This window comes from Streptomyces caeruleatus (assembly GCF_001514235.1).
Taxonomy (GTDB): domain Bacteria; phylum Actinomycetota; class Actinomycetes; order Streptomycetales; family Streptomycetaceae; genus Streptomyces; species Streptomyces caeruleatus.
Genome location: NZ_KQ948959.1, coordinates 3,599 through 4,448, shown reverse-complemented (window position 1 = coordinate 4,448; position 850 = coordinate 3,599). Strand labels below are relative to the sequence as shown.

General features: G+C 70.4%; 1 protein-coding gene. It reads left to right on the top strand.

Annotation, left to right across the window (positions count from 1 at the left end):
- A partial coding sequence (locus AQJ67_RS44125; RefSeq protein ID WP_208615158.1) for a polyketide synthase dehydratase domain-containing protein occupies positions 1-850 on the top strand: 850 nt, incomplete at both ends.

Genomic DNA, 850 nt, shown 5'->3' with positions numbered 1-850 from the left:
TGCCCAGGGCGTGACGCGGTTCGTGGAGATCGGCCCGGACGGTGTGCTGACGGGGTTGGGGTCGGGTGCGGTGGACGGCGTGTTCGTCGCCACCCAGCGCCGGGACAGGCCCGAGGTCCACACAGCGATGACCGCCTTGTCCACCATGCACACCCACGGCGTCCCGGTCGACTGGTCCACGATCGTGGGCCGGAACGCGACGATCGACCTCCCGACGTACGCCTTCCAGCACGAGCGGTACTGGCCGCGCCCCCGCGCCGTTGCCGGAGACGTACGAGGCGCCGGACTGACCTCCCTCGGCCACCCGCTGCTCGGAGCGGCGGTGGAGCTGGCTGGTGGTGAGGGTGTGGTGTTCACCAGCCGACTCTCCCTCGCTTCCCACGCCTGGCTGGCCGACCACGCAGTACGGGGTGTGGTGTTGCTGGCCGGCACAGCGTTCGTGGAACTGCTGGTGCGGGCCGGTGACGAGGTGGGGTGTGGTGTCCTGGAGGAGTTGACGCTGGAGCGGCCGTTGGTGCTGCCCGAGCGCGGGGCCGTGCAGGTGCAGGTGGTGGCCGAGGCGCCGGAGGAGTCCGGCCGTCGTGCGGTGAGCGTGTACTCCCGCCTTGAGGAGGAGACGGACTGGACACGACACGCCAGCGGAACGCTGGGTGCGTCCGGGGCCTCCGTACCGGTGTGGCAGGAAACGGCATGGCCGCCGGCAGGAGCGGAACCGGTTTCGGTGGACGACCTGTACGACGGACTGGCTGAGACAGGCTACGGATACGGCCCTACTTTCCAGGGACTGCGGGCTGTATGGCGGCGGGGCGAAGAGGTCTTCGCCGAGGTGTGCCTGGCGGAGGAAGTGGCC